This window comes from Amycolatopsis pithecellobii, assembly GCF_009707865.1.
GTDB classification, from domain to species: domain Bacteria; phylum Actinomycetota; class Actinomycetes; order Mycobacteriales; family Pseudonocardiaceae; genus Amycolatopsis_E; species Amycolatopsis_E pithecellobii.
On the sequence record NZ_WMBA01000069.1, the window covers coordinates 20,118 to 42,230 of the forward strand.

Below are 22,113 nucleotides of genomic sequence, written 5' to 3' on the forward strand. Positions count from 1 at the left end.
CCGGCGGACCGGGGCCTTTCGTGGTTTTCACGCTCAGGCGTTGGGCTTCTTGCCGTGGTTGGCGCCGTTCTTCTTACGGTCCCGACGCTTACGCGCGCGCTTCGACATATCTGCTCCTCAGGTGTTGCTTACCGATTCCAGTGTCGCAGGCGGCGCCCGGCCTGTGCCGAGAAGGTCCACTCTGGTTGTATGGAATCGATATCCGTCTTCGCCGGAGTGAGCCTTGTCCACACTTTCCGACCTGCTCGCCGAGAACACCGGCCTGTCCGGTGAGGCAGCCGACCACCTGCAGGCCGTGGTGGCCGAGTGGCAGCTGCTGGCCGACCTGTCGTTCGCGGACTTCCTGCTGTGGGTCCCCGTCTCGCCGGAGTTGACCGCCGAGGGCGGCGACTTCGTGTGTGTCGCGCAGGCCCGGCCGACCACGGGGCTGACGGCGCATCCGGAGGATGTCGTCGGGGTCCGGGTCACCGCCGAGGAACATCCGCAGTTGCCGAAGGCGCTGCGTGAGCTGCGGATTTGCCGCGAGGAAGAGCCGCACTGGTACCGGGACCTGCCGATGCGGCGCGAGGCGGTGCCGGTGACTTTTGGTGGGCAGGTGATCGCGGTGCTGAGCCGCGAGACGAACCTGGCCGCGCCGCGGGTGCCGAGCCCACTGGAGGTCGCGTACCTGGGCAGCGCAGGCGATCTGTGCCAGATGGTCGCGGACGGCACGTTCCCGAGCCCCGATTCGCACAGCGACGTGCACACGAGCCCACGCGTCGGGGACGGCCTGATCAGGCTGGATGCCACGGGCAACGTCGTGTACGCCAGCCCGAACGGGTTGTCGGCCTACCACCGGATGGGGCACGAGGCAGACTTGGTGGGCACCAGGCTGGCCCCGCTGACCCGCACGCTGATCCGGGACCCATTCGATGCGACGGAGGTCGCGCACCGGATCCTGGACGCGCTGGACGGCAAACCGGGCAGCCGCACGGAGGCCGAGTCGAGGCGGGGTGCTGCGGTGTTGTTCCGGGCGTTGCCGCTACGGCCGCATGGCCAGCCGGCGGGCGCGCTCGTGCTGGTCCGCGACGTGACCGAGGTAAAACGGCGGGACCGGGCGTTGCTGTCGAAGGACGCGACGATCCGCGAGATCCATCACCGGGTGAAGAACAACCTGCAGACCGTGGCCGCGTTGCTGCGCCTGCAGTCCCGGCGCACAGCCAGCGACGAGGCACGACTTGCGCTGACGGAGTCGGTGCGGCGCGTGGCCTCGATCGCGATGGTGCACGAAGCGCTGTCGGTGTCGGTTGATGAGCGGGTAGACCTGGATCAGCTATTGGACAAGGTGCTACCCATGGTCGGGGAGGTCGCCACGGCCGAGTCGCGCGTGGGCATCCAGCGCACAGGCTCGTTCGGTGTGGTCGTGGCCGAGATCGCCACGCCGCTGGTGATGGTGCTGGCAGAGCTGGTACAAAACGCGGTCGAACACGCTTTCCCGGGCGGGCGGCCGGGCAAGGTGGAAATCTCGGTCTCCCGCTCGGCACGCTGGCTGGACGTTTTGATTCGAGACAATGGTCGTGGCCTGCCTTCGGGTTTCTCCCTGGAACGCGCCGACGGACTCGGTTTGCAAATCGTCCGGACCCTGATCGAATCGGAATTGCGCGGTTCGCTTTCTTTACGTCGGGTGAAGGACGCGGAAACAAAGGGAACCGAAGCCGCACTGCGAATCCCCCTGAGCCGCCGGTTGTAAACGACCACCCACAAAACCGGCGCCGTGCAACAAAAAGCGGGCGCAGGGACCCACCGTCCGGTCACCTTCCTGCGAAAAGGGACCACAGGGCATCGCGCGGAGCGCGACTTAAAAAGATTGCCTCGCCTGCGGGCTGGCTCCGGGATAACGCGCGTTTAAAGGGCCGATACCACGGTTGTGGTATCGGCCCTTTAAGTGTGTGTGTTGCGGGGGTGTGGCTCAGGCGTTGCTGTGGGTGCCGGTGTGAGCACGGCGGCGCTTGAGCGCGCGCCGCTCGTCTTCGCTCATACCGCCCCAGACACCGGCATCCTGCCCGCTGGCCAGAGCCCAGGCGAGACAGTCGGAAGCAACGGTGCAACGGTGGCAAACGGCCTTCGCCTCGGCGACCTGAAGCAGAGCGGGACCACTGTTCCCTACCGGGAAGAACAGCTCCGGGTCCTCGTCTCGGCAGGCCGCGTCGTGGCGCCAGTCCATCTCTGTGAGCTCCTTCTAATGGGCGCAGTACTATGCGCCACAGTCGTCATGGCGGTCGTGTTTTTGGGTGCTTGTGAATGCTTTCACGAAGCATCGCGTTCGACAAGGGTTTTCTTGGGATCGGTGAGTCAGCTCACCTGGTTGAGCGAAGCTCTGACCTGCGGTTTCTCGTCGAAACGACCTTCGCAGAAGAACTACGGTGCGCTAAGCGGGTGCTTCGCGTCGACGAACGGCAACATGCACTTTGCCTCGTACGATCACTGCGCGAGCGTCTCAGCCGCCGACCAGAACGGTCAACGCGTGTGGGACGCTGACGAACTCGACCTGGTTCCGCCGGCCCACCGGATCGCCGTCTACCTGGAAGTTTACCGAATGCCGCGCCTCGATCCGCAGCTTCGGAAGATCGTCGTGGCGCACCAGATTCCGGCCACGGTGCTTCGCGTCCTCCCGCAAGGACTGCCGTGCGTGCCGGTAGACGGTCGGCAAGCCGAGGGCCCGCAGCGCGAACAGGCCGAGCCCCGTTTCAAACGACGTGCCGGTGTTGAAGCGCACCGGACGTGAGCCGAGATAGCTCCACGGGTCCGTGTTCGACACGAACGCGGTCCGCACCTCGACCGGCTCTTCGCCCGGGATATGCACGGTCAGCGGATCTTTGCCGCGCGGCGGGTTGAAGTAGCAGGCGACGGCCGAGCGGATGTACAGCAACGCATTGGTCTGCTTCCCGCGCCGGTCCGCGACTTCCGCGACGACATCGGCGTCCCAGCCGAGACCCGCGTTGAAAGTGAACCATCGCTCGTCGGCCTTGCCCAGCCCCACCGAACGGCTCTGCCCGTCCTCGACAGCTTGCAGTAGCTGGTGTGTGGCCTCCACCGGATCCCGCGAGATGCCCAGCGCACGGGCGAAAACGTTCGCCGAACCGCCGGGGACGACGCCGAGCGCGGTGCGGTCGGTCGGGCCGTCCGCGAGCAGTCCGTTGACGACCTCGTTCACCGTTCCATCGCCGCCGTGCGCGACGACCACGTCGATACCTTCCCGTACGGCATCACGCGCCACGGCGAGGGCGTGCCCACGGTAGTCGGTTTCGACCACCTCGAGTTTCGCCTGGCTCGCCAGCGCATGGGCCAGCACATCGCGACCACCGGCCGTGGTCGACGTGGCCTGAGGGTTGACGACGAGAATCGCACGCACAACCGCAGCGTAGGTCAACCACTGCCGCCACGGCGGGGAGCGGAGTGCGAAGTCACTCCGAACCGATCCGAGTGCCGGTGGACCTCCCATCATTCGTCCAGCGCCGCTCGTCGTGACAAGTGCACCCGGGCCGACCGCCCGCTCGCCGACGACACTCAGATCTTCACCCTGGCAGCCGCCATTCGAAAACGGCCGACCGGGTGGCATACCATCGAAAGTGCTCACACAAGGTCACCGCCGCAGGTGGAAGGCGTTTTTCCCGTGCCGATCGCAGACAAGATCGCTCCCGCGCCCCGCGAGGTCCGGCTCGCCGGGCTGGTCACCGCGTTGCCCGGTCTCGGCCTGCTCGCGCTCGCCATCGTGCTGCTGGCCGCCCACGGCAGCTCCGACGCGCCGCGCAACAACCTCCTCGCTGAGGCGGGCTTCTACGTCGTGTTCGGGCTCGCCATCCTCGGCTGCGCCGCCGGGCTGGCGACGGGGCACACCTGGGCACGCTCGCCGGGCGTGGTGACGGCGTTGCTCACCGTGGGCGCCGGCTGGTATCTCACCGGGCCGTCCGGGCAGCCGGGACCGGGAGTGCCGGTCATCCTGCTCGGGCTGCTGGTCATCGTGCTGCTGTTCCGGCAGCCGTCGCGGGCGTGGGCGCTCGGCCAGCGGCCGGGCGAGAGCGAAGAGGAAGCCGCCGAGCGCGGCGGTCTCGAAGGCCGCCACACCGAGCGCGACAAGAACGACTGACCTCAGGCGGCGCGGGCGAGCTTGTCCAGCGCCGTGTCGGTGAGGCGGTAGACCGTCCACTCGTCCATCGCGATGGCACCGAGCGACTTGTAGAAGCCGGTCGCCGGGTTCCAGTCGAGCACCGACCATTCCAGCCGCTGGTAACCGTGCTCGACGCATTCGCGCGCGAGGGTCGCCAGCAGCGCCTTGCCGAGGCCGGAGCCACGCAGCTCCGGCCGGACGTAAAGATCCTCAAGGTAGATCCCGTGTACGCCGCGCCAGGTCGAGAAGTTCAGGAACCACAAGGCGAATCCGACGATCTGCTCGTCCTGCTCGGCGACGTGCGCGAACACCGCCGGTGACTTGCCGAACAGTGCCGCGTGCAGCTTCTCGGCGTTGAGCCGGCACTCCGCCGGCGCCTTCTCATACGCGGCGAGATCGTGCACCAGCTGCACGAGACTGTCTACATCGGACTCTTGAACGCGACGGATCTCGGCCATGGCGGACCTTCTCTACGACGGCGGGATGTTGAGGTGCTCGATCTTGGGTTCGCCCCGCTCGTTGCCCAGCACCGAGACCCCGGCCGGGTCGAGTCCGAAGTGGACACCGGCGGTGGCCGGCAGGCCCAGCCAGCGGGCCACCAGCACCCGGCTGAAATGTCCGTGTCCGACCAGGATCACCTCGGTGTCGGCGAGTGCGGCGCGCACCCGGTCGAGGACCTTATCGGCACGTGCCGTCACGTCCGCGGCGCCTTCGCCGCCGGGCAGGGGCCCTGTCCACACCGTCCAGCCCGGCACCGTCTCCCGGATCTGGGGAGTGGTGAGGCCCTCATAGTCGCCGTAGTCCCATTCGGCCAGGTCATCGGTGATCTCGCCGACCATCAGCCCGGCCAGTTCCGCGGTGCGCACCGCGCGCCGGCGCGGGCTGGTCAGTACCAGCGCCGGGCCTTTGCGCAGGGTCGACAGGGTCAGCCCGGCCGACCTCGCCTGGCTTTCCCCGGCGGGGGTCAAGGGGATGTCCGTGCGGCCGGTGTGACGGCCGTTCACCGACCACTCTGTCTGGCCGTGCCTCAGCAAGAAAAGCTCATGGTCCACGGTTGCGAAGATAGAGCACTTCTGCCTTGCTACCGGCTAGTAACCGAGTTTGGCGACGAGGGCTTCGACCTACCGCTACCCGTCACGATCGTCAGCGCAGCGTCGCGTAGTAGGCCCGGCATGTCTCGTAGTCCGGCAGCAGGCCGGCAGCCCGTGCCTCGGCGAACGTCGGCGCTTGAGTGTCCTTTTCGGACAGAATCGGCGGGATGCCGGCCGGCCATGGCAGGTCCAGTTCTGGGTCCAACGGGGTGATGCCGTGCTCGCCGGCCGGGTTGTAGGCCGTGGAGCACAGGTACGACATGGCGGTGTTGTCCTCGAGCGCGACGAACGCGTGGCCGAGACCTTCGGCGATATACACCGCGCGGAACTCGACCGAGTCGAGGCGGGTGGCGTCCCACCGGCCGAAGGTCGGCGAGCCGACGCGCAGGTCGACGATCACGTCGAGCAGCGCACCGCTCGTGCAGTACACGTACTTCGCCTGCCCCGGCGGGGTGTCCGCGAAGTGCACGCCGCGGATGGTGCCGCGCTTGGAGACGCTGTGGTTGGTCTGGGCCAGTCGCAGCGGATGCCCGATGGCCTCGACGAGCGCCGGTTCCTGGAACAGTGCGACGAACAGGCCGCGGTGGTCGGGGAACTGCTGCGGCGTGAACTCGAAGGCGTCCCGGACGGCCAGCTCGCGGATTTTCATGAGGAAAAGGTAGCGCCAGACCCTTCCCAAGCCGGACGGACGTCTTGCTTTCCGCTGGTTGACCAGCATTTTTTGTGATGTCGACCGCACCTGGTCGCGACTGCCCGTACTGGTGCTGTCAAACTGGGGTGACCGCCGCGTCCGCGGCCGCCGCCTCACCAAGGGCTGCCGGACGGGACGCCTGGCCGGTAGGCGGCGCCACCGCGCCGGGCTGCCGAGCAGCAAAAGCCAGTTCGTACTGGGGAATTCGGGGATGTCCCCGCTCGCAGTCCCGGGAGGGATTCGACCATGACTCAAGTTGAGACGAACGCGCTGGACGAAGATCATTCGTCGCCGGTCACCGACGCCGAGATCTTCGCCGGGCACGAGGGCGGCAAGCTGTCCGTCGCCGCGACCCGGCCGATCTCGCGGCCGCGGGACCTTTCGATCGCTTACACCCCTGGCGTGGCGAAGGTGAGCCGCGCGATCGCGGAGGAGAAGTCGCTCGCGAAGCGATACACCTGGGCAGACCGGCTCGTCGTCGTGGTCAGCGACGGCACCGCCGTGCTGGGCCTCGGTGACATCGGCCCGAGCGCGTCGCTGCCGGTGATGGAAGGCAAGTCGGTGCTGTTCAAGACATTCGGCGGGCTCGACTCGATCCCGCTGGTGCTGGACACGACCGACGTGGACGAGATCGTCGAGACGCTGGTGCGGCTGCGCCCGTCGTACGGTGCGGTGAACCTCGAGGACGTCGCCGCGCCGCGCTGCTTCGAGCTGGAGGACAAACTCAAGGCGGCGCTGGACTGCCCGGTCATGCACGACGACCAGCACGGCACGGCGATCGTGACGCTCGCGGCGCTGCGCGGGGCGAATCTGGTGCTGGGTAAGGAAATTGGCAATCAGCGGGTGGTGGTCTCCGGTGCGGGCGCGGCCGGGGTGGCCTGCGCGAAGATCCTGCAGGAGGCCGGTATCGGTGACGTCACGCTGCTGGACTCGAAGGGCATCATCTCGCGGGGCCGCGCCGGCCTGAACCCGATCAAGGAGCAGCTCGCCGCGACGACGAACTCGGCGGGCCTGACCGGCGGGCTCGCCGACGCGCTGCGTGGTGCCGACGTGTTCCTCGGCCTGTCCGGCGCGACGATCGACGAGTCGCTGCTCGGCACGATGGCCGACGACCCGATCGTGTTCGCACTGTCCAATCCGGACCCCGAGGTGCACCCGGAGGCGGCGGCCGAGCACGCGGCGATCGTGGCCACTGGGCGCAGTGACTTCCCGAACCAGATCAACAACGTGCTGGCTTTCCCCGGCGTGTTCCGCGGTGCGCTGGACGCCGGCGCGCGGGCGATCACCGAGAACATGAAGCTCGCCGCGGCGGATGCGATCGTCGCGGTGGCACAGGACGATCTCGGCCCTGACCGGATCGTGCCGAGCCCGCTGGACCCGCGGGTGGCCCCGGAAGTGGCCGCCGCGGTCGCGAAGGCGGCGGTGGCGGACGGCGTCACCGGCTAGGGTTGCCGTAAGGCTGTCGCGTAGCGGCCGGTCTCCCTGGTGGGAGGCCGGCCGTTCGTGGAGGAGGCGGACGTGGGGATCGAGTTCCGGGATGTCACCAAGCGGTACCCGGGTGGCACGGTGGCGGTCGACGAGCTCAACCTGACCATTGAGGACGGCACGATCACCGTGTTCGTCGGCCCGTCCGGCTGCGGCAAAACCACGTCCCTGCGCATGATCAACCGAATGGTCGAGCCGACGTCGGGCCAGGTGCTGTTGGACGGCAAGGACGTACGCGAGTCGGACCCGCCGGTGCTGCGGCGCGGGATCGGCTACGTCATCCAGCATGCCGGCCTGTTCCCGCACCGCACGGTGCTGGACAATGTGGCGACCGTACCGATGCTTTCCGGCTGGGGTAAGCGAAAATCCCGCGAGCGCGCGGCCGAGCTGCTGGACACGGTGGGCCTGCCCGCCGAGCTCGGCAAGCGGTATCCCGCCCAGCTTTCCGGTGGCCAGCAGCAGAGGGTCGGTGTGGCCCGCGCGCTCGCGGGGGATTCCCCGGTGCTGCTGTTGGACGAGCCGTTCTCGGCTGTCGACCCGATCGTCCGGGAAGGCCTACAGGACGAGCTGTTGCGGTTGCAGTCGCGGCTGGGTAAGACGATCGTGTTCGTGACGCACGATATCGATGAAGCCGTCCGGCTCGGGGACAAGGTCGCCGTCATGCGGGTGGGCGGGAAGCTCGCACAGTACGGCACCCCGGCGGAGGTCCTACGCCAGCCGGTGGACGATTTCGTGGCCTCCTTCGTCGGCCGGGACCGTGGTTACCGTGGACTATCCTTTGTAGACTCTGTTGGGGTAGAGGTAAAAGACGTGGCCACGATAGAAATAGGCGAGTCACTGTCCGGCCCGGTCGAAGACTGGCTGCTGGCCGTGAACGCGGACGGGCACCCGCGCGGCTGGCTCGCCCCAGGGTCCACTGTGGACGGAGAATTGGCGGAGACAGACCTCATCGCGGGCGGCTCGCTTTACCAACAAGGAACAGCAGTCCGAGGAGCGCTGGACGCGGCCCTGTCCTCCCCAGCCGGCCTGGGTGTTGTCGTGGACGAAAAAGGACAGGTAACCGGCGTAGTAACAGCACGCCAAATCCTGGACGTACTGGAAAACCGGGAGTGACCGAGGCGCGAGTTGTGCGTTCCAGTCGCGCGAGTTGTGCGTTCCGTGCGCACGGAACGCACAACTCGCGCGCGTAGAATGCTCAACTCGCGCGGGTTCGGCTTACTCGAAAGCCTTGGCGATCAACGCCTTCTGCTCAACATCGTGCACCTTGGACGAGCCGGCGCTGGGGGCGGCCATCGGGCGGCGGGACACGACGTCCAGGTTGGACAGGAGGTTCGGCAGTTTCCTCGGCAGGTGCAGGCCGAAGAACGGCCAGGCGCCCTGGTTTTCCGGCTCCTCCTGAACCCAGGTTACCTGCGGCGAGCCCGTGTAGCGCTCGAGTGCGGCGCCCAGCTTCTTGATCGGCAGCGGGTAGTACTGCTCGATCCGCACGATGGCAACGTCGTTCGCCTCGCGCTTGGCTCGTTCGGCGACCAGTTCCCAGTACAGCTTCCCTGAAGTCAGCAGCACCTTCCGCACCTGGGGCGCTTCCACCTCGACATCGTCGATCACCGACATGAACTTGGTGGAATCGGTGAAGTCCTCGACCCGTGAAGTCGCGGCCTTGTTGCGCAGCATGGACTTCGGGGTGAACACGATCATCGGCCGGCGGATGCCGTCGAGTGCGTGGCGGCGCAGTAGGTGGAAGTAGTTCGCCGGGGTGGAGGGCACCGCGACGGTCATCGAACCCTCGGCACACAGTTGCAGGAACCGCTCGATGCGGCCCGACGTGTGGTCCGGACCCTGGCCCTCGTGTCCGTGCGGCAGCAGCAGCACCACATCCGAGAGCTGGCCCCACTTGGCCTCACCGGACGAAATGTACTCGTCGATCACGGTCTGCGCGCCGTTGACGAAGTCACCGAACTGCGCTTCCCACATCACCAGCGCATCCGAGTTGGCCACCGAGTAGCCGTACTCGAAGCCGACCGCGGCGTACTCGGACAGCGCCGAGTCGTAGATCATCACGCGACCCTGGTTCTCACCAAGGTTCTGCAGCGGCGCGTATTCCGTGCCGCTCTTGCGGTCGATCAGCACCGAGTGCCGCTGCGTGAAGGTACCGCGCCGCGAGTCCTGACCGGACAGGCGCACCAGCCGGCCTTCGAGCGCGAGCGAACCGAACGCGAGCAGCTCACCGAACGCCCAGTCGATCCCGCCCTCGCGCGCCATCTTCGCGCGGCGTTCCAGCACCGGCTTGACCCGCGGGTGCGGGCTGAAACCCTCAGGCACATTCAGGAAAGCATCACCGATGCGCTCGATGACCTCGCGCGAAACCGCTGTCGGGACCTTCGCCGGCACCTGCTGCTCGCCCTCCACCGAAGGACTCGCCGTGGCCGGGTGCTTCTCCAGCTCCCGCACCTCGTTGAACACATGTTCCAGCTGGCTCGAGAAGTCACGCAGCGCGGCCTCGGCCTCTTCCACGGAGATGTCGCCGCGCCCGATCAGCGCCTCGGTGTAGGTCTTACGCACCGAACGCTTGGTGTCGATGATGTCGTACATCGCCGGCTGCGTCATCGACGGGTCGTCGCCCTCGTTGTGGCCGCGGCGGCGGTAGCAGATCATGTCGATCACGACGTCCTTGTTGAACGCCTGCCGGTACTCCACCGCGAGCTTAGCCACCCAGTGCGCGGCTTCCGGGTCATCCCCGTTCACGTGGAAGATCGGCGCGCCGATCATCTTCGCGACGTCCGTGGCGTACTGCGAGGAACGCGAGTGCTCCGGCGCCGTCGTGAAACCGACCTGGTTGTTGATGATGATGTGCACGGTGCCGCCGGTGCGATATCCGCGCAGCAGCGCCAAGTTCAGTGTCTCCGCCACCACACCCTGGCCGGCGAACGCCGCGTCACCGTGCAGCAGCACGGGCAACACGGTGAAACCCGTGCCGTCCCGGTCACCCTTGTCGAGGATGTCCTGCTTGGCGCGGACGATGCCTTCGAGGATCGGGTCGACCGTCTCCAGGTGCGACGGGTTCGAGGCCAGTGAAACCTTCGTTTCACCGTCACCGAACATGCGGAAGTACTTGCCTTCCGCGCCCAGGTGGTACTTCACGTCACCGGAACCGTGCGCCTGGCCCGGGTCGAGGTTGCCCTCGAACTCACGGAAGATCTGCGAGATCGGCTTGCCCACGATGTTCGCCAGCACGTTGAGCCGGCCACGGTGCGGCATCCCGATGACGACCTCGTCGAGCTCGTGCTCGGCGGCCTTGTCCAGCACGGTGTCCAGCAACGGGATCACCGTCTCGCCGCCTTCGAGCGAGAACCGCTTCTGGCCGACGTACTTGGTCTGCAGGAAGGTCTCGAAGGCCTCCGCCGCGTTCAGCTTCGACAGCACGTACTTCTGCACGGCCGGGTCCGGCTTCGCGTGCGGCACCTCGACCCGCTGCTGGATCCAGCGGCGTTCCTCCGGGTCGAGGATGTGCGTGTACTCGATACCCACCGTGCGGCAGTAGGAATCCCGCAGCACGCCGAGGATGTCGCGCAGCTTCATCCGCTCCTGACCGGCGAACCCGCCGACGGCGAACTCGCGGTCGAGGTCCCACAGCGTGAGGCCGTGCGAGAGGACGTCGAGATCATCGTGGCGCCGCTGGCGGTAGTTCAGCGGGTCGGTGTCGGCCATCAGATGCCCGCGCATCCGGTAGGCGTCGATCAGCTCGATGATCCGCGCGGTCTTGTCCACCGCGCCTTCCGGGATGTCCTCGACCCAGCGCACCGGCTCGTACGGCAGCCGCAGCGAGGTGAAGATGTCGTCGTAGAACCCGTCCTCACCGAGCAGCAGCTCGTGGATGCGCTTGAGGTACTCGCCAGACTCCGCGCCCTGGATGATGCGGTGGTCGTAGGTCGAGGTCAGGGTCAGGATCTTGCTGATGCCCAGCTCGACGAGCGTCTTCTCGCTGGTGCCCTCGAAATGCGCGGGGTACTGCATGGCGCCGACACCGATGATCGTGCCCTGACCCGACTGCAGCCGCGGCACCGAGTGGTTCGTACCTATGCCGCCCGGGTTGGTCAGCGAGATCGTGGTGCCCGCGAAGTCGTCGGCGGTCAGCTTGTTGTTGCGCGCCTTCTTGACGATGTCCTCGTAGGCCTGCCAGAACTGGAGGAACGACATGTTCTCCGTGTTCTTGATGGAGGCGACGACAAGCGTGCGGCTGCCGTCCTTGCCCTTCATGTCGATGGCGAGGCCGAGGTTGACATGCTCCGGCGTGATCGCGAACGGCTTGCCGTCCACCATCTTGTAATGCCGGTTCATGTTCGGGTAGTCGTGCAGCGCCCGGACCATCGCGTACCCGATGAGGTGCGTGAACGAGATCTTGCCGCCGCGGGTGCGCTTGAGGTGGTTGTTGATGACGATGCGGTTGTCCGCCATCAGTTTCGCGGGCACGGCGCGCACGCTGGTCGCGGTCGGGACGGTCAGCGACGCGTCCATGTTCTTCGCGATCGCGGCGGCGGCGCCACGCAGTTGCTTGCTCTCCTCCTGCGCGGCCGGCTTGGCGGCGACCGCCTGCGGCTTCGCGGCGGCGGGCTGCGGCGCGGCGGGCTTCGCGGCGGCAGGCGCGGGCGCGGGCTTGGCGGCCGGCTTCGGGGCCGGAGCCTGGCCGTTGCTTTCGGGCTTCGGCGCGGGCTTGGCAGGGGCGGCGTCCGCGGTGTCCGGCTTGGTCTCCGCCGTCTGCGTCGGCTTGAAGTCGGAGAAGAAGTCATGCCAGGCGGCATCTACTGAGGAAGGGTCGGCGAGGAACTGGTCGTACATTTCCTCGACGAGCCACTCGTTGGGGCCGAACTGTGACGCAGGGCTGCTGCTGGACACGGCAGGGACTCGCCTCTATCCATCTCGTTCTTGGTTGTCCGGTTAGTGCGCCTACCAGGCTAACCCCCCGCCCATCACGGTTGTGATCGAAGTGGTGCATCTCGGGTACTCCTGGCTTTGGGATTCCTCACTGGATCGATGCAGGCGTGGCGGGGTCCCAGCTGATGGGGAACCAGCTCTGGTGACAGGTGTTCCCGCGTAATCTGAACCGGCGGAGGTGGCAATGGATCTGGCGGCCCGGTTGCGGGCGGCGATACCCGCTGAGCAGGTGCTGGACGACCCGGCCGTCGTCGAGTCGTACCTGCAGGATCACGCGGAGTGGGCCGAGTTTTCGCGCGCTGCCGTAGTGGTCCGGCCCCGTGACACCGCGCAGGTGCGGGCGGTCGTCGAACTGGCCGCGCAGCTGCGTGTGCCGGTCGTGCCCCGCGGCGCCGGCACCGGACTGTCCGGCGGCGCGAACGCCATCGAGGGGTGCGTCGTCATCTCGTTCGAGGCGATGAACCGGGTGCTGGAGATCGATCCCGTCGAGCGGCTCGCGGTCGTGCAACCCGGCGTGGTCAACGACGATCTGCGAACCGCTTGTGCCGCACTGGGTCTGTGGTATCCGCCGGATCCGGCGAGCGCGCCGTGGTCGACCATCGGCGGAAACGTCGCGACCAACGCGGGCGGGCTGTGCTGCGTCAAATACGGCGTCACGCGGGACTACGTGCTGGCGCTGGAGGTCGTCACCGGTCGCGCAGACGTGGTCAGGCTGGGGCATCGCACCGCGAAGGGCGTCGCCGGTTATGACCTTTGTGGACTGATGGTCGGCTCGGAGGGCACCCTCGGGGTCATCACCGAGATCACCGTGCGCCTGCTGCCGGGGCGGCCGGCCGAGCGCACGATCGCCGGGTACTTCGATTCCGTGGTCGCCGCGGGTGAGGCGGTGAGAGCGGTTTCGGCATCGGGTGTGGTGCCCTCCGCGCTCGAACTCGTGGACCGGCACTGCCTCGAAGCGGTGGACGCGTGGAAGAACATGGGCTTGTCCACCGAGGCGAACGTCGTGCTGCTCGGCCGGGTCGACACCCCGGGCGAGGACGAAGCCCGGACCGTACTGGCGTGCTTCGAAAACGCAGGCGCCACCTGGGCCGCGGTGTCTTCGGACGAGCAGGAGGCCGAGGCGTTGTTCGATGCGCGGCGCCTGGCGTACCCGGCGCTGGAGCGGCTCGGACCGGTGCTGACCGAGGACGTCTGCGTGCCCAAGGCGCTCGTGCCGGAAATGCTGGCCCGCATCGAGAAGACCGCGGCCGAGCACGACACCCTGATCGCCAACATCGCGCACGCCGGTGACGGTAACCTGCACCCGCTGCTGATCACCCCGATCGGTGACGAGGACGCGAAGCGCCGGGCACAGGCGGCATTCGAGGACATCATCGCGGACGCGATCGAGCTCGGCGGCACGGTCACCGGCGAGCACGGCGTCGGCCTGCTCAAACGAGGCGGTCTCCGGCGTGAGCTGAGCCCGGCGGTGCTGGAGCTGCACCGGGCGGTCAAGGCGGCGCTCGATCCGTGGAACATCCTCAATCCGGGCAAGATCTTCACCTGACCAGACCAGCAACCAGGCCCGCGGTGAAGCCGTCATAAAGGGCATGACGGACGAGCTGGTGGATGAGCGCGCGCCCGCGGACGACGGGGTCATGCGGCTGATCTCGGTCGAACTGCCCGGGGTGGTCGACGACGTGCTGGCGCAACCGCGTATCCAGCAGTCCTGCGCGGAACTCCAGCTGGATCCCGCCGAGCTGCGGGCGCGCCTGCTCGCCGAGTCCGACGCGCTGCTCAGCCCGACGAACGCCGAGATCTCGGCCTACCGGGACGCGGTGCGCGAGCTCGGCACCATCACGCCGGCCGAGGCGACGGTCGGTGACCGCCGGGCGCCCTACGAGTTCATTCTGCTGCTGACCGCGCCGGCGATCGTGCTCGGCGGCGCGGCGCTGCTCGGCGCGATCTACGGCGGTGGCCTGCCGTTGGCGGGCAAGATCGGCCTCACCGTGCTCGTGGCGGCCAGTTCGGTGCCGTTGTATTTCGGGCTCAGTATCGGTGCGCTGCTCAATGTGCTGGACTCCCCGCGATCCGGGCGGACCAGCTCCCTGGACAGTCGCGCGGCCCGCCGGACGGCGCGCGTCGGCGCTTGGGCGATCACCGCTGTGGGCACGTTCGCTTTCTGGTCGTCCTTTGTCCGCCTGGTCACGGCGCAAGGCGCGGTCGTGGCCGTGGTGATCGCCGTGCTGGCGATCGGTCTCCAGATGCTGTCGATCAGTGGCAATCGGACCCCGGGCAAGCATGCGCAGTGGGCTCAGGTCCGGGCCAAGGCGACGGTGGCGCTCGATCACTGGCGGGAGGCCGCGCGGCAGGCGGTCGAGCCCGCGGTGAGCCGGTTGATCAGTACGCTCGCGGCGCCGTCCTACGACGTGCGGCTCACGGTGCGCGACGCCAGCAGGCTCGGCGTCATGGCCAGCACCGACTTGGCGGTGGAAACGGTTGCCACGCAACACTTTCAGCGGGTTTTGGCGGGGATGCAGGCCGGTGCCGTCGGCATTGCCGGGCCGCGCGGAGTCGGCAAGACGACGTTGCTGGAGGCACACCGTGAGGGGCGGCTGCTCCCGCCGGGACGTGAGCATCTGCTGGTCCGGGTGGACGCGCCGATCGGTTACGAAGGCCGGGATTTCGCGCTGCACGTCTACGCGGTCGCCTGTCAGTCCGTCATCGGCTACAAGAACACCCGGCGCCCGTTGCGGAAGCGGGTTTTTCGCCGGCGACCGCGTGCGGAGAAGGAGTGGCTGGCGCACGTCGAGGAGGCGGTACGCAAGCTGGAGAAGATCCGCTACCTGCAGACCAAGACCACGGGCTGGTCGGGGAAGCTGACGATGTCGGCCGGGGACGTGACGGCGACCCGGTCCACGGCCAAGGCGCGCCAGCCGCTGACCTATCCGGAGATCATCGCCGAACTGCGTGAGTTCCTCGAGGAGACCGCGCGCGTGCTCGCCGCCACGAACCCGAGTGCCGCGGCCACCCCGCTGGTGGTCGCGGTCGACGAGCTGGACAAGATCGCCACGGCCGAGCACGCGCACCGGTTCGTCAACGAACTGAAAGCGTTGTTCGGGGTGCCCTGGTGCCATTTCGTGCTGTCGGTGTCCGAGGACGCGCTGATTTCGTTCGAGCGCAGGGGTTTCGCGGTGCGGGACGCGTTCGACAGCGCTTTCGACGAGATCATCCGGGTCGAGCAGCTGACCTTGCCGGAGAGCCGGAAAATGCTCAGCAGCAGGCTGATCGGGCTGTCCGAGCCGTTCGTCTGCTTCGCGCACTGCTTCTCCGGCGGGCTGCCGCGCGACCTGATCCGGGTGGCGAGGGCGATGATGGACATCGCGCACGCGACCCCGGCGCCGAGCCTGAACCCGGTGTGCCTGGCGTTGACCGGCACCGCGATCCAGCAGGCGGCCCGGCTGGCCCAACGGGAGCTGCGGCCGGCCGGGCACGCCGGGTCCGTGGTCGATCTGGTCCGGCTTGCCGACGGCCCGGCCCTCGCCCGTCAGTCGCCGGGTGAACTGCTGGCTACGGTGGAAAAACTGGCCGCGGCGACCGACGAACCCGACGAGGTCGCCGGCGTCCGGCTGGAGCTGGTGACGTTCCTGTACTTCGCGCTGACGGTGCGTGAGGTTTTCCACGACGGCTTGACGAAGGACCAGATCATCAGGGCGTCCGCGGAAACCTGGCCGGGTTCCTTCCAGACACTCGGCCGCGCCCGGCAAGCGTTCGGGGACAACATGATGCAGGCGTGGCTGCTGGTGGACCAGTTCCGCGCGGCATGGAACCTGCCCGTGGTGAAGCGGTAATCACTCGTGGTTGCCGCTGCGCCAGAGCTTCGCGTAATGCCCGTCGGCGGCGACGAGATCCTGATGTGCGCCCTGTTCGACGACGCGGCCGTGGTCGAGCACCACGATCCGGTCCGCGCGCGCGGCCGTCGCGAGGCGGTGTGCCACCACGAAAGTCGTGCGACGGCGGGAAAGGTGCTCGGTCGCGCGCAGTACCGCCGCCTCCGTGGACGGGTCGAGTGCCGCCGTCGCTTCGTCGAGCAGCAGCACATCCGGGTCCACCAGCTCGGCCCTGGCGAGCCCGATCAGCTGGCGCTGCCCTGCCGACAGGGATTTGCCGCGCTCGCCCACCTGCTGCCGGAATCCGGACGGCAGCGCCGCCACCCCGTCCAGCGCGCCGACCGCACGCACCGCCGACTCCACCTCGGCGTCACTCGCGTCCGGGCGCCCGTAGCGCACATTGTCCGCGACCGTACCGGAGAACAGGTGCGCCTCCTGCGGCACGACACCCATCCGGTGCCGCAGCCCCGGCAGGTCGTAGTCACGCACGTCCACCCCGTCGATGCCGACCTTCCCGCTGGTCGCGTCGTAGAACCGCGCGACCAGCTTCACCGCCGTCGACTTGCCTGCCCCGGTCGCACCCACCAGCGCGACCGTCTCACCCGGCACCACCTTGAGCGAGATATCCGCCAGCGCAAGGGAATCCGTGCCGGGATAGGAGAAGTCCACCGCATCGAACGTGACGTCGCCGGACAACCGGCCCACGACCGGCAGCGGGTGCTCGGCCGGCGGCACGGACGTCGGCGTGCGCAGCAGGTCGCTGATCCGCCGCAGCCCCACCTTCGCCTGCTGGTACCCGTCGAACACCGACGACAGCTGCTGGATCGGGGAGAAGAACAGGTTGAGGTACAACAGGAAACCGAGCAGCACACCGACCGCCAGTGAGCCGGCCGCGACCCGGTTCGCGCCCGCCACCAGCACGATCGCCTCCGCGACGCCGGAAAGCATGGTGACGAAAGGAAAGTACGTCGCGACGTAGCGTTGTGCCCGCAGCCGCGACCGGCGGTAGGCGTCACTGCGGGAGGCGAACATCTCCGCCGAACGCTCCTCGCGGCTGTACGCCTGAGCGACCCGCAACCCGCTGACGTTCTCCTGCATGTCGGCGTTGACCACGCTCACCCGTTCCCGCGCTTCGTTGTACGCCGCGGTGGCGAGCCTGCGGAAGATCACCGTCGCGACGATCAGTACCGGCAGCACGGAAAGCGCATACAGGGCAAGGGAGACGTCGGTGATCAGCAAGGCGGCGGAGATCCCGAACAGGGTGAGCGCACTGATCACCGCCTGCGCGACACCGGTCTGCAGGAACGTCGAAAGCGCGTCGACGTCCGTGGTCATCCGCGTCATGATCTTGCCGGACAGTTCGCGCTCGTAGTAGTCGAGCCCGAGTCGTTGCAGATGCGCGTAACTACGCACCCGCAGCGAGTAGAGCACCGTCTCACCGGCTCGCGCGGTGAGCCGGGTTTGCGCGCGGATGACCAGCCAGTCCACCCCGACGATGAGCAAACCGGCCGCGGCGGTGAACCACACGACGGATTCGGCGCCCGGCCGCACCCCGTGATCGACGCCGTACTGGTACAGCGCGGGCAAGGCGATCGACGCCGCCGCGTCCAGTCCGACGAGCACGATCACCGTCGTCAGCAACGCCCGCACCGGCCCCAGCAGCCGCCCGAGGCTGAACCGCGGATCGGGTGCGGTCACCGAGTCGGCGGTCAGCGCGGGGACATCCGTGGCGGGCGGCAGTTTGCGCACGCCCTCGATGATTTCCTCGGTCGGTGGCGCGTTGAACACGCCCGCACCCACGGTGGCGCGGTCCGCCACCACGTCAGTGTCCTCAGTGGACTCTTCGGGCCACAGCTGCGGCGTGATCCCGGTTTCCGGCTGCCGGTCGCACTCGCCCCGGTGCTTCTCCTCGACACCTTCGCCGGGCCCGGACACCAGCTCCCGGAACAGTTCACAGCGCTCGTCGAGCTCCTGCGCCGTGCCGACATCCACGACCCGGCCGGCGTCGAGAACCGCGATCCGGTCGGCCAGCGCGAGCGTCGACTTGCGATGGGCGATGAGCAGCGTCGTGCGGGCCGCGGTGACCGCACGCAAAGTGTCGTGGATCGCGGCTTCGGTCACCGTGTCCACGGCAGAGGTCGCGTCGTCGAGAATCAGCACGCGCGGATCGGTCAGCAGCGCACGGGCCAGGCCCAGCCGCTGCCGCTGGCCGCCGGACAGGGTCAGCCCGCGTTCGCCGACGAGCGTGTCGTAGCCCTCGGGCAGTTGCGTGATGAAATCGTGGGCCTCCGCCGCTTTTGCGGCGGCATAGACCTCTTCGTCGCTCGCATCCGGTCTGCCGTAAGCGATGTTGTCGCGGACGGACGTGGAGAACAGGAACGCTTCTTCGAACACCACGCCGATCGCCTTGCGCAGCTCGGCGAGGCGGACATCCCGCACGTCGCAACCGCCGAGGCGCACTGAGCCGGAGTGCGTGTCGTAGAACCGGGGTAACAGCAAGGAAATCGTCGACTTGCCCGAACCTGCCGTGCCGACCAGCGCGAGCGTCTCACCCGGTTTCGCCTCCAGCGACAGGCCATTCAGCACCGGCTCGGACCTCGTGTAGCCGAATTTCACGTCGTCGAGCCGGATCCCGAGCGGGCCGTCCGGCAGCGGCCGCGCGTCCGGCTTGTCACGGACCTCGGGCTGCGCGTCGATCAGCTCGTACACCCGGTCCGCGCCCGCGCGCGTCAGCTGCGCCTGCACCACCATCCCGGACAGCATTCGCGCCGGGCCGATCAGGCCCGAGACGTAGCTGGCGAACGCCAGGAACGTGCCGAGGCTCACGTCACCGTGCAGTGCGAGCACCCCGCCGAACGCCAGCACGGCAACCTGTCCCGCCGCGGGCAGCGCGGAGGTCGTCGCCGCCGGCACAGCCGAAAGCCGGGCGGCACGCAGGCGTTCGGCGAACAGCTTCCGCGCCGTCTTCTCCAGCCGGGAAACCTCCCGCGCCTCCTGCCCGAAACCCTTCACCACCCGGACGCCGGTCACAGTTTCCTCGACGTGCTGCGCCAGATCGGCGGCCCGCTGCTGCGCCGACCAGGTCGCCGGGAACAACCGTTTGCGCGCGGTACCGGCGACGATCGCGACCGCGGGCACTACGACGAGCGCGATCAACGTCAAGGCGGGTGACATCCACAACATCGCGCCGAGGGAAAACACGGCGAAGACGATTGAACCGGCCGAAACGGGCGTCATCATCAGCAACGACACGACCAGTTGCAGGTCGGTGATCGCGCGTGACACGACCTGGCCGGTGCGCAGCGAATCCTGCTTCCCACCGTCCAAACGCGACACCGCGCCGAACACCGCCTGGCGCAGATCGTGTTGCACGTCCAGCGCGAGCCGCCCGCCGACATACCGGCGCACGAACGCGGTCGCGAACATCAGCACCTGCACCCCGACCAGCCCGGCGGCGAGCAGGCCAAGCCCGGCGGTGCGCCCGCCGACGGCGTCGTCGACCGCGACCTTCACCAGCAGCGGGCTGACCGCCTGGAACCCGACGCTGAAGATGGCGGCGCCGAGCGACAACACGACAAGCCAGGGATGCCGCCAGCAGGCGGCGCCAAGTCTGCGGATCCAGCCGGTCTTCGGTTCAGTGGTGGGAGCAGCGGTCACACACTTCAGGTTATGCGCGTTCGCTTAGGTGATGTCGCGGCGTTCGCTCAGGTGATGTCGCGGCGCTGGTTGACGAGCCACCCGCCGGCGAAGAACACCGCCGTCCACAGGGCGAACACCAGGGCCGAAGCCCACCACGAGACCGCGCCCGGCGCGCCCGCGATGTACTGCAGCCACCACTGCGTCTTCTCCTCCAGACCGGGCAGTTTGACTCCCGCGGCACCGAAGGCCTGCGCCCCGATCGCGCCGACGATCCCGTTCATCGTGCCGTTCGGCAGCACCGCGCCCAGCCAGGCGATGTCCCACTGCCCGTAACCGAACAGGACCAGCGTGTTCTCGATGAGCAGCAGGTAGATCACGAGGGTCACGACGCTGCCGACCACGCTGTTCCACACCGCCCCCACCCCGATGCCGAACAGCGTGGACAGCACCCCGGCCAGCATGCTCGCCGCGAACACCCAGAGCCACTGGGCGGCCGTCGGCAGTCCCGAGTTGTTCACGCTGAACACGATGCCCAGGCTCGACACGGCCGCGACGGCAAGGCCGTACACCGCGCCCCAGACGACGTAGGTGATCATTTTCGCGGCCAGCACGGACACCCGGTTCGGTGCCGTCAGGAACGTCGTGGTGATCGTCCTGCCGCGGTACTCGCCCGCCAGCGCGAACACCCCGAAGATCACGGCGAACGTCAGCCCCACGTTGATCCCGTGCCCGATCGCGAGCAAGCCCGTCGGCAGTGTGCCGGTCGAGATGCCCAGCGCCTGCGCGATGAGCCGCATCTCGGAACTGCCCAGCACCTCGTCGAGCCCGTTGGCGAACGCGCCCCAGCCAAGCGAGAACGCGAACGCCAGCAGCACCGCCGGAATCATCAGTGCCCACCACAGCTTCGTGGTCAGTGTCTTGCGGAACTCCGCGACCAGCAAGCCGCCCATCAACGCTGCCCTCCCCACGCCTGGTCCTGCGCCACCGGAAATCCACCCGGTGGCGCGGCCGCGAACTGGCCGTTGGTCAGCTGGAAGAACAGTTCCTCCAGATCGGCGCGATCGTCGTCCATGCCGTACACCGCGAGCCCCGCCTTCGCGACCACATCACCGATCTGCCTGCGGGTCGCGCCCGCCACCGCGATCCGCCCGTCCGGGATCATCTCCAGCGGCCCGAAACCGGCTACCTGCAACGCTTTCACCACCGCCGGTGGATCTCCCGCCTCGACCAGTACGCGGGAGCGCTGGTTCGCCCGCAACTGCTCCAGCGCACCGAAATAACGCGTCACGCCCTGACTGATGATCACCACCTGGTCGATCGTCTGCTCCACTTCGGACAGCAGGTGACTCGACACCAGCACCGTGCGGCCCTCACGGGCGTAGGCGCGCAAAAAGTTGCGCAGCCAAAGGATTCCCTCGGGATCCAGCCCGTTCGCCGGCTCGTCCAGCACCAGCACCCGCGGATCACCCAGCAATGCCGTCGCCAGCGCCAGCCGCTGCCGCATTCCCAGCGAGAACTCGCCCGGCTTGCGGTTCGCCGCCTCGCTCAGGCCTACCAATCCCAGCACGTGATCCGCCCGCTGATCCGGCACCCCGATCGCCGCCGCATACACCCGCAAGTGATTGCGCGCGGTGCGTTTCGGATGGAAGCCCTCGTTCTCCAGCACCGCGCCCACCACCCGGGCAGGCGAACCCAGCCGGTCATACGGCAGGCCGCTGATCGTCGAAACCCCCGACGTCGGCGTCACCAGACCGAGGATCATCCGCAACGTGGTCGTCTTGCCTGCCCCATTCGGACCCAGAAACCCCGTCACTGAACCCGGTTCAACCACAAAACTCAGGTCCTGCACCGCCGCGACTCGTCCGAACACCTTGCTCAAACCTTGCACGACAATCCGGCCGCTGCCGTCGCTCCGCATCACTTCCCCCTGACTTCAAGCTAATGGGTGAACCGGCGCAAGCCGACATACTGCCTGATCGACAATCGGCGCGGGCGACAACCGGGGAAACCATGCGTCAGTCGAAGAATAACGGCGTTCAGGAGCGGGCCGTGAAGAAGTATTTTGATAAAACCCCAACCCCATGCAGCGAAGTCGGGCCGGACCACCTAAGCTAGTAGTCGGCGGCCCGCTCCCAGTGACCCCCAGGCTGGTTGAGCGGGCCGCCCCTTGTTTGTCGCGGCTTTGCCGCGCCTTCCCTCCTTTGCTCAACCAGCGTGTTTTTTGGGGGTGCAACCCCCAAACCCCGCCCGGGAGGGCTT

Annotated in this window: 16 protein-coding genes; 6 read left to right on the forward strand and 10 right to left on the reverse strand. The window is 67.8% G+C overall.

Features of this window, described 5'->3' with window-relative positions; translation table 11 throughout:
- Positions 1–33: 33 nt before the first annotated feature.
- Positions 34–108: a 50S ribosomal protein bL37 gene (locus GKO32_RS40685; RefSeq protein WP_098515123.1), complete on the reverse strand. Its 75-nt coding sequence runs from the start codon at positions 106–108 to the stop codon at positions 34–36.
- A 115-nt stretch (positions 109–223) separates the two neighbouring features.
- On the opposite strand from GKO32_RS40685, the gene GKO32_RS31605 reads away from it, so the two are divergent.
- The gene (locus GKO32_RS31605; protein WP_154760575.1) at positions 224–1,729 is read left to right on the forward strand and encodes a sensor histidine kinase; all 1,506 of its coding nucleotides are present in this window, start codon (positions 224–226) and stop codon (positions 1,727–1,729) included.
- 219 nt (positions 1,730–1,948) lie between these two features.
- On the opposite strand, the gene GKO32_RS31610 is transcribed toward GKO32_RS31605, so the two are convergent.
- Together GKO32_RS31610 and GKO32_RS31615 are read right to left on the reverse strand one after the other, a co-directional pair.
- Positions 1,949–2,203: a WhiB family transcriptional regulator gene (locus GKO32_RS31610; RefSeq protein WP_154760576.1), complete on the reverse strand. Its 255-nt coding sequence runs from the start codon at positions 2,201–2,203 to the stop codon at positions 1,949–1,951.
- A 273-nt stretch (positions 2,204–2,476) separates the two neighbouring features.
- Positions 2,477–3,391 (reverse strand): diacylglycerol/lipid kinase family protein, encoded by a 915-nt coding sequence (locus tag GKO32_RS31615; protein ID WP_312868890.1) that lies wholly within the window; start codon positions 3,389–3,391, stop codon positions 2,477–2,479.
- Between the two features lie 261 nt (positions 3,392–3,652).
- Here GKO32_RS31615 and GKO32_RS31620 point away from each other — a divergent pair, with 261 nt between their 5' ends.
- On the forward strand, positions 3,653–4,126 hold the full coding sequence (locus GKO32_RS31620) for a hypothetical protein (RefSeq protein WP_312868891.1): 474 nt from the start codon (positions 3,653–3,655) through the stop codon (positions 4,124–4,126).
- Positions 4,127–4,128: 2 nt separating this feature from the next.
- Here GKO32_RS31620 and GKO32_RS31625 read toward each other — a convergent pair whose 3' ends face one another.
- The 3 genes from GKO32_RS31625 to GKO32_RS31635 all read right to left on the reverse strand — a co-directional run bounded on the left by GKO32_RS31625 (position 4,129) and on the right by GKO32_RS31635 (position 5,887).
- On the reverse strand, positions 4,129–4,605 hold the full coding sequence (locus GKO32_RS31625; protein ID WP_154760577.1) for a GNAT family N-acetyltransferase: 477 nt from the start codon (positions 4,603–4,605) through the stop codon (positions 4,129–4,131).
- A gap of 12 nt (positions 4,606–4,617) precedes the next feature.
- Entirely contained in the window at positions 4,618–5,199 is a 582-nt protein-coding gene (locus GKO32_RS31630) for an acid phosphatase (RefSeq protein WP_312868892.1), read from the reverse strand.
- 91 nt (positions 5,200–5,290) lie between these two features.
- Positions 5,291–5,887 carry a dTDP-4-dehydrorhamnose 3,5-epimerase family protein gene (locus GKO32_RS31635; protein WP_154760578.1) on the reverse strand — a complete coding sequence of 199 codons (597 nt, stop codon included), beginning with the start codon at positions 5,885–5,887 and terminating at the stop codon, positions 5,291–5,293.
- A 288-nt stretch (positions 5,888–6,175) separates the two neighbouring features.
- Here GKO32_RS31635 and GKO32_RS31640 point away from each other — a divergent pair, with 288 nt between their 5' ends.
- Together GKO32_RS31640 and GKO32_RS31645 are read left to right on the forward strand one after the other, a co-directional pair.
- A complete protein-coding gene (locus GKO32_RS31640; protein WP_154760579.1) occupies positions 6,176–7,375 on the forward strand; it encodes an NAD(P)-dependent malic enzyme in 1,200 nt (399 codons plus the stop codon).
- Positions 7,376–7,447: 72 nt separating this feature from the next.
- Positions 7,448–8,527, forward strand: coding sequence for an ABC transporter ATP-binding protein (locus GKO32_RS31645; protein ID WP_312868893.1), 1,080 nt, complete (start codon positions 7,448–7,450; stop codon positions 8,525–8,527).
- 102 nt (positions 8,528–8,629) lie between these two features.
- Here GKO32_RS31645 and GKO32_RS31650 read toward each other — a convergent pair whose 3' ends face one another.
- On the reverse strand, positions 8,630–12,307 hold the full coding sequence (locus tag GKO32_RS31650) for a multifunctional oxoglutarate decarboxylase/oxoglutarate dehydrogenase thiamine pyrophosphate-binding subunit/dihydrolipoyllysine-residue succinyltransferase subunit (protein ID WP_312868894.1): 3,678 nt from the start codon (positions 12,305–12,307) through the stop codon (positions 8,630–8,632).
- A 223-nt stretch (positions 12,308–12,530) separates the two neighbouring features.
- Between GKO32_RS31650 and GKO32_RS31655 the strand changes: the two genes are divergently transcribed.
- Positions 12,531–13,892, forward strand: a complete 1,362-nt coding sequence (locus tag GKO32_RS31655) for an FAD-binding oxidoreductase (RefSeq protein WP_154760581.1) — start codon at positions 12,531–12,533, stop codon at positions 13,890–13,892.
- Between the two features lie 43 nt (positions 13,893–13,935).
- Positions 13,936–16,176, forward strand: a complete 2,241-nt coding sequence (locus GKO32_RS31660; protein WP_154760582.1) for a hypothetical protein — start codon at positions 13,936–13,938, stop codon at positions 16,174–16,176.
- On the opposite strand, the gene GKO32_RS31665 is transcribed toward GKO32_RS31660, so the two are convergent.
- Genes GKO32_RS31665 through GKO32_RS31675 form a run of 3 tightly spaced genes read right to left on the reverse strand, consistent with a single transcriptional unit; the run spans position 16,177 to position 21,772 of the window.
- Positions 16,177–19,872: an ABC transporter ATP-binding protein gene (locus GKO32_RS31665; protein ID WP_312868895.1), complete on the reverse strand. Its 3,696-nt coding sequence runs from the start codon at positions 19,870–19,872 to the stop codon at positions 16,177–16,179. It lies immediately after the preceding gene.
- A gap of 47 nt (positions 19,873–19,919) precedes the next feature.
- A complete protein-coding gene (locus GKO32_RS31670) occupies positions 19,920–20,804 on the reverse strand; it encodes an ABC-2 transporter permease (protein WP_154760584.1) in 885 nt (294 codons plus the stop codon).
- Positions 20,804–21,772 (reverse strand): ABC transporter ATP-binding protein, encoded by a 969-nt coding sequence (locus GKO32_RS31675; RefSeq protein WP_154760585.1) that lies wholly within the window; start codon positions 21,770–21,772, stop codon positions 20,804–20,806. Before GKO32_RS31675 ends, GKO32_RS31670 begins: the two co-directional genes overlap by 1 nt.
- Between the last annotated feature and the right edge of the window lie 341 nt (positions 21,773–22,113).